Source organism: Shewanella sp. 10N.286.54.B9, from assembly GCF_041468565.1.
GTDB lineage: Bacteria > Pseudomonadota > Gammaproteobacteria > Enterobacterales > Shewanellaceae > Shewanella.
The window spans coordinates 6056-6919 of sequence record NZ_JBFRIY010000048.1 but is presented as its reverse complement, the minus strand read 5'-3'; the positions used below and the strand labels follow the sequence as shown (position 1 = coordinate 6919).

Genomic DNA, 864 nt, shown 5'->3' with positions numbered 1-864 from the left:
CTATGCTCTTCATTCATTGCGAACCACATGGACGTGGTGAATGTCATTAATGCACGACTATATGGATATAGGAGGTAGAGTAACGCAGGAGCAGTTACCGAGGAGCATTTAATGACCTTACCTCAAAGCCGCTAAACTCTCGCTGAGCGATCAAATCTTTATACTAATTGGTATAAAAGACGATGAAAGCAGATCCAGTTAAAACGGTTTAAAAACAGAAGAAACCAACTGAATAATGATAAATGTCAAGACCGTCGAATTAGGATGAAACAACACTTTATGGACAGGGCAGCAAAAAAAATAGCAATAGTCAGAAAACATAAACTCCATATTCGATTTATACAGAAATAGTTGTATTGGCTCTCAACTTCTTCAAGCTGAGTGTCAGATAAAGTCGTGAATAATGTATATATTAAAACCTATCAGTGTTTTAATTTAACAACATTTTCTTTTTGCGGATAAGCGCTGCGGTCATCATCATAATACTCTCAGCTTCCTTGATTAATTTCCCACCTCGCTCTTCTGATAGATGACCAATCTTAATGCCTATGGTCAACTGCGTTATCACTTCCGCTGCAGAAGCTTTAGATATATAAAGAAACCGAATTTGCTCTTTTATTGACTCCCGCTCTACTCCTTCTGCGATATTTGACGGTATAGACAGTCCCTCTCTCGTTATCTGATCTTTAAACCCGAAATCACGCGTCTCTTTCGTAATCTCATAGCTCGAACAACTAAGACCACAAGCGCGTTGCCAGATCTCCAACTTTCTGAAATTCATTTTATTCATCTTTGGTATAGTCTCAACTTGTACCGTCTCAGCTTGTACCGTCTCAGCTCGTACCGTCTCAGCTCGTACCTTCT

Annotated in this window: 1 protein-coding gene; it reads right to left on the bottom strand. The window is 39.4% G+C overall.

Features of this window, described 5'->3' with window-relative positions; all coding sequences use genetic code 11:
• Positions 1 to 430: 430 nt before the first annotated feature.
• Positions 431 to 864: four helix bundle protein (locus AB4135_RS17100; RefSeq protein ID WP_371994674.1), on the bottom strand; the 434-nt coding region annotated here is incomplete at its 5' end.